Source organism: Clostridium yunnanense (genome assembly GCF_016595795.1).
In the GTDB taxonomy this organism is placed as follows: Bacteria; Bacillota; Clostridia; order Clostridiales; family Clostridiaceae; genus Clostridium_AR; species Clostridium_AR yunnanense.
The window spans coordinates 127,225-135,426 of record NZ_JAENHN010000027.1 but is presented as its reverse complement, the minus strand read 5'-3'; the positions used below and the strand labels follow the sequence as shown (position 1 = coordinate 135,426).

Annotated in this window: 10 protein-coding genes and 1 rRNA gene; 2 read left to right on the top strand and 9 right to left on the bottom strand. The window is 32.2% G+C overall.

Annotated features, from left to right (window positions below; translation table 11 throughout):
• From JHL18_RS09320 to JHL18_RS09300, 6 genes are all read right to left on the bottom strand, one after another.
• A 16S ribosomal RNA gene (locus tag JHL18_RS09320) occupies positions 1 to 337 on the bottom strand; the annotation flags it as partial.
• A 505-nt stretch (positions 338 to 842) separates the two neighbouring features.
• Positions 843 to 1,235, bottom strand: coding sequence for a bleomycin resistance protein (locus tag JHL18_RS09315; RefSeq protein ID WP_200268438.1), 393 nt, complete (start codon positions 1,233 to 1,235; stop codon positions 843 to 845).
• Between the two features lie 386 nt (positions 1,236 to 1,621).
• Positions 1,622 to 2,095, bottom strand: a complete 474-nt coding sequence (locus JHL18_RS25905; protein WP_243277842.1) for a GyrI-like domain-containing protein — start codon at positions 2,093 to 2,095, stop codon at positions 1,622 to 1,624.
• Positions 2,096 to 2,107: 12 nt separating this feature from the next.
• On the bottom strand, positions 2,108 to 2,446 hold the full coding sequence (locus JHL18_RS25900; protein WP_243277841.1) for a MerR family transcriptional regulator: 339 nt from the start codon (positions 2,444 to 2,446) through the stop codon (positions 2,108 to 2,110).
• 164 nt (positions 2,447 to 2,610) lie between these two features.
• A complete protein-coding gene (locus tag JHL18_RS09305) occupies positions 2,611 to 3,480 on the bottom strand; it encodes an aldo/keto reductase (protein ID WP_200268436.1) in 870 nt (289 codons plus the stop codon).
• Positions 3,481 to 3,535: 55 nt separating this feature from the next.
• Complete coding sequence (locus JHL18_RS09300; RefSeq protein ID WP_200268434.1) at positions 3,536 to 3,901, bottom strand: ArsR/SmtB family transcription factor; 366 nt, start codon at positions 3,899 to 3,901, stop codon at positions 3,536 to 3,538.
• A gap of 285 nt (positions 3,902 to 4,186) precedes the next feature.
• On the opposite strand from JHL18_RS09300, the gene JHL18_RS09295 reads away from it, so the two are divergent.
• Together JHL18_RS09295 and JHL18_RS09290 are read left to right on the top strand one after the other, a co-directional pair.
• On the top strand, positions 4,187 to 4,660 hold the full coding sequence (locus tag JHL18_RS09295; RefSeq protein ID WP_200268432.1) for a MarR family transcriptional regulator: 474 nt from the start codon (positions 4,187 to 4,189) through the stop codon (positions 4,658 to 4,660).
• Between the two features lie 172 nt (positions 4,661 to 4,832).
• Positions 4,833 to 6,059, top strand: coding sequence for an MFS transporter (locus JHL18_RS09290; RefSeq protein WP_200268430.1), 1,227 nt, complete (start codon positions 4,833 to 4,835; stop codon positions 6,057 to 6,059).
• A 232-nt stretch (positions 6,060 to 6,291) separates the two neighbouring features.
• Here JHL18_RS09290 and JHL18_RS09285 read toward each other — a convergent pair whose 3' ends face one another.
• From JHL18_RS09285 to JHL18_RS09275, 3 genes are read right to left on the bottom strand one after another with little or no spacing between them, the layout of a single operon-like run.
• Complete coding sequence (locus tag JHL18_RS09285; RefSeq protein ID WP_200268428.1) at positions 6,292 to 7,038, bottom strand: alpha/beta fold hydrolase; 747 nt, start codon at positions 7,036 to 7,038, stop codon at positions 6,292 to 6,294.
• 58 nt (positions 7,039 to 7,096) lie between these two features.
• Positions 7,097 to 7,600, bottom strand: coding sequence for a kinase (locus tag JHL18_RS09280; RefSeq protein ID WP_200268426.1), 504 nt, complete (start codon positions 7,598 to 7,600; stop codon positions 7,097 to 7,099).
• A 47-nt stretch (positions 7,601 to 7,647) separates the two neighbouring features.
• The gene (locus tag JHL18_RS09275) at positions 7,648 to 8,073 is read right to left on the bottom strand and encodes a hypothetical protein (RefSeq protein ID WP_200268424.1); all 426 of its coding nucleotides are present in this window, start codon (positions 8,071 to 8,073) and stop codon (positions 7,648 to 7,650) included.
• Positions 8,074 to 8,202: the final 129 nt, after the last annotated feature.

The following is an 8,202-nucleotide window of genomic DNA, read 5'->3' as shown; positions in this document are numbered from 1 at the left end:
AGTCTGGACCGTATCTCAGTTCCAATGTGGCCGATCACCCTCTCAGGTCGGCTACGCATCGTCGCCTTGGTGAGCCATTACCTCACCAACTAGCTAATGCGCCGCGGGTCCATCTTATAGCGGATTACTCCTTTGATTTTCATTTCATGCGAAACGAAAATGTTATGCGGTATTAATCTTCCTTTCGGAAGGCTATCCCCCTCTATAAGGCAGGTTACCCACGTGTTACTCACCCGTCCGCCGCTGAGAAAGTTCCGAAGAACTTTCTCCGCTCGACTTGCATGTGTTAGGCACGCCGCCAGCGTTCGTCCTGAGCCAGGATCAAACTCTCAATTTAAAGTTTAATCATAGCTTACTTACTTAGTAAGTCTTTTTTCAAAAGAATTGCTGGTTTAGTTTAAGTCTATATTTAGACTTTGTTTATCTTCTCTGTTTAATTTTCAAAGACCAAGTTTTGTTCGCCGTCTTTCTGACAGCTTACTCATCTTACCATCGTAAGATTTTTTTGTCAACACTCTTTTTTAAAATTTATTTCTTAAACCATAAACTTTAAATTTTTGTGTTTTTATCGCTCTGTATTGCAGCGACATAACTTATAATAACATATAGATTATAGCTATTAATTGGATATAATATCGTGACACTAAGATACATATCCTTTTTTAAGCATTTCTTTATAATTCGACACTTTTCACCAATTGATACACTTGGCACTGTTTTTTAACAGCATCTTACATATACAGGTAAAATAGCTCTATTTAATGTATATTTAAGTAAAACTACTGCTTATCATAAACGAACACTTATAAAAATTTAGCATTCATCCTAAAACTTATTTCTTATTAATCTGTAAATCTCAACAAATATCCATCTGGATCTTGTATAAGGAATTCCTTCTGATTTTTTTGTTTTCCATCACATATATATATTGTTTCTTTTAATTCTCTATAAATTTTAATTTTGCTATTCTTAACGACCTCGTATAACTGTTCAACATCCGTACAAGCTATAGAAAAATTTATTCCTCTGCCTAGTGGATATTCTAAAATATCTACATTCCATCCATCTGGATGAATTTCTTCAAACATAAACTGACTTTTTCCATAAGATAAAAATATAAACTTTTCGTTAGCTCTTTCATATTCCAATTTAAAACCTAAAGTAGATATATAACATTGCTTTGTAATTTCAATATTAGTTACTGATAATTCTGGTATCAATGAATTAAATTCCATAAATATTCTCCTAAAAATATTAAATAGTGATCTTAATAATAACTTTTAAAACAATAGTAGTTTATTATAAAAATCCAACAGCTACACAAGTTTATTATTTATATTAATAAATCCTAAGTTTGCTAGGATTTATGATTCTAGATTTAACTTCTAATCTATGAAGAACAAAAGCAAATACTATTCCAAATTATAAGCGCAGGTACAAATTCCAGTGAATTATATATATAATTTCTCATAATACCAGTTTGCACTACATCTGAGAGAAACGTATAAATCCAGTGAAATAAGACTGCAGTAAGCAAACTTTTCATTATTTATAACTAAATTTAACACTATAATAGTAAGAGTACAAAATATTTCTGTACTCTTACTATTTTTAGCTTAAATTAGGCTAAAGGAAACTGAAGCTCAGTCACATATTCTTCTGGGTTATTTGTTGCCCATTCACCCTTATGGTATATTTCACGAACTGGTCCATCTATCTTATAATTATTTTTCTCAATCCATTGATTTATAGCTTTATAAGTCTCACCTATTGTATTGAATGATCCTTGATGAACTACACAAGCCATTTTATCTACAGCTGGTAACTCGTAAACTTTAACAATATCATTATCAGCAACACATTTTGTAACAGGTTCAGCCACTTCTATATCCCAAGATTTTGTCAGCTCCCAATTCCATGTTGAGTTATAAAATAATGTCATGCATGGTATGGTACGTTTAGTTTCTGCTTTATCTATAAAGCTATTAACAATTGCCCACATATTACTACTTTCTTCAAAATCAAATTTATTTATATTCTTTCTTGTTGATGCAATAAGTATTGGTTCAACCCTTTTTATTGTTATCTCGTTCATAATTGGCACCCCTCAGTTTTTAATTAGAAATATATTTGTTCTAAGACGGTTGAGCCTATCAGATTCATTTTTTAATGCTTGTTCAAGTGTTTCAGCTTTATTTTCAAGCATTGAAATTATAGAATCAATTGAAGGAACGCTATATAAAATTTTACCTATTTCACTAAGTGAAAGTCCTGCATCTTTTAAAGCCATAATTTTATTTACAGTAACAAGTTGTAAGGCACTATAGTAACGGTATCCTGTAACTTCATCAATTTGTTCAGGTTTTAGAATACCTATTTCATTATAATGATGTAAAGTATTAATAGATAGTCCACTAAGATTTGAAAATTCACCTATCTTAAACATAGCATACCTCCATTTTTAGGCTTTTCAGGTGTGCACCCCTGTCATCTGTATTTATTATATAGTAATGGGTAACCATAGAGTCAATACGAAATAAAGATTTATGTTTAATTTCAATTTCATGAAATTGAAATTTATATTCTCTTATAGTATGGTGGAGATAAAACTTACTTAATAAACATTTTCATAAGTTTATTATAGATGGGATTAACCATATAACCTGTAGGACTATGTGAATACCTTCTTCCAGTATTCAGTTCACTAATTTTTTTCATTTCTTCACTGGACAATTCAAAGTCAAACAACTGAATATTTTCTTTAATTCTTTTTGGATTTGATGATTTTGGGATAATTATAATTCCCCTTTGTATATGCCAGCGTAGAATGACTTGAGCCACTGTTTTTTCATGATCACTAGCAATTGTTTTCAATGTTGTATTTTTAAATAAATCTTTATTGCCTTGCCCTAATGGCGCCCAAGCTTCATGCAAAATTTTATGTTTAGCCAAATATTCATGTAATTCATCCTGTGGAAACTCCGGATGAGTCTCAATTTGGTTAATCATAGGTGCAATCTTGGAATGCTTCATCAATTTCTCAAGATGCTGAATTTCAAAATTTGCAACCCCAATGACTTTGATTTTTCCTTCTAGATACAACTCCTCCATAGCTCTCCATGCTTCAATATAACCAGGTGCTGCAAAATGAATTAAATACATATCAATATATTGCATATTTAAATTTTCACAAGTTTTTTCAAATGCATTTTTAGTAGCTTCATAACCAAGATCCGTGTTCCATACTTTAGAAGTTATAAAAAACTCCTCTCTAGGTATCTTACTTTTTTGAATTTCTACTCCTAACTTTTTTTCATTTCCATAAATTTTAGCTGTATCAAAATGACGATAACCAATTCTAATAGCTTCCCCAACCGCAGTTTCAAAATCTTCACCTTTATTTAGTTTATATACTCCAAAACCTATTTGGGGAATTTTCACCCCATTAACGGCTTCCAATTCTTTGTTAGCTAAACTCATTTGTTTACTCCCTTCAAAACTAATTAGTATGCCCATACTTATTGAAGATTATCATTTATATTTTTGTTTCATACAAATTGTCTTTCCAGCAATCAGACATAAATTCTTCAAGATGTGAAAATAGTAATTTCATCAAAGCCAATCCACTTTCTTTAGGATTATTTATATGATAAAAATTCATCGTACCTTGCTTTACCATATTCACGATTTTTGCTTCTTTCAATATTTTCAAATGATGGGAAACCGCAGGCCTAGATAAATTTGTTCTTTTAGTTATTTCTCCAACCCTCATCCCTGGATATGTTCCTTTAGACAAACTTAGAATAATCAATTGTCTTGTCTCATCTCCAATTGCAGTTAGCACAGGTCTGCATTCCTTGAATTCATTTTGTAGTTGCTTTAAAGCTTCTAATTCATTCATTGATATGACTCCTTTAAGTGAAGATATAATGTAATAGTTGTTTAACTCTTTTCCATACATAAAATTAACTTATTCATATGGTAATGGTTTAATCTTTTAACCCATGATAGCAATTTATACTTTCCTTATCAACATCGGGAAAGTAAATCGAGACGAATAAATTATTCCTTGGGAGAATAGGAACAGACACAATTTTGTTTTAAAATAATTGCTTCAATATTGTTGAAATAGAAACAAAAATTCACTATAATATTGTTAATGCAACAATGGGCGGGAGGACAGACCATGAACAAACAAGAACAGGTCATGATGGGTTTCAGAGAAGTATTTAACAAGATGGCTTGGCTTAATAAAAATAAGATGGAAGACATTCTTAATGGTTATAAGTCTTCTGAAATACACTGCATCGAATATATTGGAAGAAATGTAGACCCCAATGTTACAAAACTAGGGGAATCCTTTTATATGACTAGGGGAGCCATAAGCAAATTAACTAAAAAGCTCATACAAAAGGGGCTTATTGAAAGCTATCAGAAGCCAGAAAATAAGAAAGAAGTCTATTTTAGGCTTACTGAACAAGGGAGAGCACTTTATAAAGTCCATGATGAACTGCACAAAGAGTTCCAGGAACGTGATAAGGCTGTGTTTGAGCAAGTAACCGAGGAACAATTTGACAGCATGCTTAAATTCATAGAAAAGTATAATAAACATTTGGATGAAGAACTAAAAAAGCAGAGCGTAGATACTAAGTCAGAATAAATTTGAATACATAGAAATTAAGTTATAGCCAGATGCGCAAAAAAAATTCGCTAAAGAAAATCTCTTTAGCGAATTTTTTATTTCTATTTTTTGTTGACAAGGAAACAAAATCTTGTTATGATGGATTTGTTTCCAAGGAATCAAAATTACAACTTCAGAGGAGAGAATTTATATGTCTAAATTTAAATCACAGAATGAACAAAACTCAGAACAAACAGTAGATAAACACGCATTAATATTTGGTCTCATATCCGTATTTCTTTGCGGTATAGGCTTTAGCATCATAGCACCAGTGGTACCATTCTTAGTTCAACCTTATACAAGCAGTCCTGGACAGCAAGCAATAGTTGTTACTATGCTTACCTCAGTTTATGCGATTTGCGTATTTTTTGCCGCACCAGCCCTTGGAGCTTTGAGCGACAAATATGGCCGTCGTCCATTACTCTTGATATGTCTACTAGGTTCCTCAATCGGTTACTTAGTCTTTGGTATAGGCGGAGCACTATGGGTACTATTTGTAGGTCGTATAATTGAAGGTATAACCGGTGGAAGCATAAGCACTATCTTCGCATACTTTGCAGACATCATTCCTCCAGCACAGAGAACTAAATACTTTGGATGGATGAGTGCGGTTGTAGGTATGGGCACAATCATCGGCCCAACTTTAGGCGGATTACTTGCTAAGTTCGGTTATTCTGTACCAATGTTTTTCGGAGCATTTATTACTTTACTAAATGTTGTTTATGGATTCTTCTTTATGCCTGAAAGCCTAGACAAGAGTAATAGACTAAAGGATATTACTCTTGTAAGACTTAATCCATTTACACAGCTTGCAAGCATTCTTTCCATGAAAACTTTAAAAAGACTTCTTGTTTCAGCATTCTTACTTTGGATACCGAACGGATCTTTACAAGCAGTATTTTCGCAATTTACCATGGATACTTTCAGTTGGAAACCTGCACTAATCGGACTTATGTTTTCAATTATGGGCTTCCAAGACATTGTTTCACAAGGCCTAATAATGCCAAGGCTTTTGAAAAAACTAAGCGATAAACAGATAGCGATTCTCGGAATGACTTCTGAGATCATAGGCTACGGTCTTATTGCAGCATCATCTTTGTTCTCCTTCTATCCTCTTTTAATAGGTGGAATGTTTATATATGGTTTTGGTGATTCAATCTTTGGGCCTTCCTTCAATGGGATGCTTTCCAAAGCTGTTGACTCCAGTGAACAAGGAAGAATTCAAGGAGGTAGCCAATCTATTCAAGCTTTAGCAAGAATGATTGGGCCTATCATTGGAGGTCAAATCTATGTTTCTCTTGGTCATGCGGCACCTGCTTTTATGGGTATGATCCTTATCGCAGCTGCAATACCTGTCTTGTATAAGGGACGTATGTAAATATGTAAAATAACTGGGTCATTTAGGTAAACATACACTCTTATTTCCTCTCATCGATGAAACTTCATATAAGTAGTTTTAAGAACATATAATAATAGGGCTTCAGAACTTATGTACAAGTTCTGAAGCCCTATTTGTTTACGGTATACCAATCCTTGCAGCATTGGTATTATCTTTTATCTTTAAGAAAAAATCCATTAGAAACTAATTAATATTTTCTTACATACCTTACCTAAATATGGTCTATTTTATTAAGTATATCCGTAATATGTTTAGCTGCCTTACCTAATTCTTCATCTAAAATCATATGCCCACTATAATTAAAATCAACAATCTCTAATTCTTTTACTGATTCTTTATATTTTAATATATCATCCCGCATCAAATTTGATGGAATATCTGCGTTAGAGTCTGTTCCTCTAAATATCCACACTGGGCATTTCATCATTCTTAAATCATCATAAAATTCTTTATATGTAGATTCATTCTCTATACCTTCTAACGCATAAGTAGTAATATAGTTATCTAATTTAACCCCGTTATATATCATATTAGCCCAAAACTTTGCGGCTCCTTTTTCTAACTTAGAATGAATAGCTGGGTAGTCTATAATAATTATTCCATTAGCTAGTTCTAGATTTGCAGCCAAATAACCTAGCATATATGAAACACCTTTTGAGAATCCCAAAAATACTGGTTTATTAATTGGTTCATTCTCTATTACAGTAGCAATATCAGATATATGATTACTCCAATCAAATCCAGTCTTTGGAGTACTGCTACCACCCCGTCCACGGTAACTAAGCGCAATACAATGTCTTCCTAAAAGTCGAGCAATTAATGGCAATGCTCTAGAAGCTGGTTCCCATATTCCCATTGATATAATTAGAGTTGATTTATCATTAACTTCATTACTTACATAATATTCAATTTCAATTCCATGATTATTTACTGTTTTTCTTGTTATATTTCCATCCATTTTTATTTACTCCTATATTATTTTATTATATCTCTCTAGCATATTAATACAGTATTCTTTATCTTCTAACATCCTTATAAATCATATCTACTACTTCATCTAAAGTTAATTCTTTATTTATACATATCTCAGGAATAATACATAATAAATCTCTTTCCTTCCACCAGCTTTTCATTTCTTTTTCCCCAAATTCATGAGCATTAGGCTTTTGTTTATGACGATTTAGTGTTTCTTCAAAAGGTATGTCAAAATAGTATGCAAAGATTTGATCGTTGAATTCATTAAGTAAATCTTTGAAAAGTCTTTCATACCACTTTGAGTTTAGGATTCCTTCTAAAATTACAATATTACAATGTTTCTTTCCATATAGCGCTAGCTCACCTAATAATTCACCTGCTTCTGTATTAGGTCCATCCTTCACAAATAGCATCTCTCTTCTAACCACATCTTGTGAAATTAGCATTGTACCATGTCCAAATTTCCTTTGCAGTACCTTGGCTGTTGTAGTTTTTCCACTTCCTGAATTACCTCTTAGAATTATTAACTTTATTGCTTTGTCCATCTATAAACATCCCTTAACCTATTTTATATTACAAACTTTTTATCTTATTAATTAATAGCTTGTCTTAACTTATCATATAAATCTAAAGTTATGGCCTTATCATCAAAATTGAGTATATATTTACCATTAGCTACTATATAGATAAATGGGCCATTCTTTAAATTTATAAATAGCTTACAAGTACCAAGATCCTGAACTTCAAAATCTCCTCTTTTGTACGTTTCACTCTCTGCACCGTTCACTCTTGTCCCAATTGTAGGCAAGGTATCAAGAAGCTTTATCTCAGAGATATCTTTAGCATCAATGGTTGTACCGAACTGTCCTTCTATCATAATCTTATTGCCAGTAATCCTCACTTTAACCTCTTCCTTGGTTTTATTTGACTGGCTAATCGCTAGCGCTATAGCTCCAATTACTATAATTAGACCTATAACAAAAACAGCAATTAAATTCATTCTATTTATCTTTTTCATAACAAATCTCCAATGACTCCATTTTATAATCTAACTCATAAAAAATATGATGTTATCATGATTTTTGCAAAATGCTCGTCGCTTTATCGTATATAATTATACCATTAAGTGTCACAATTGTTATATCAT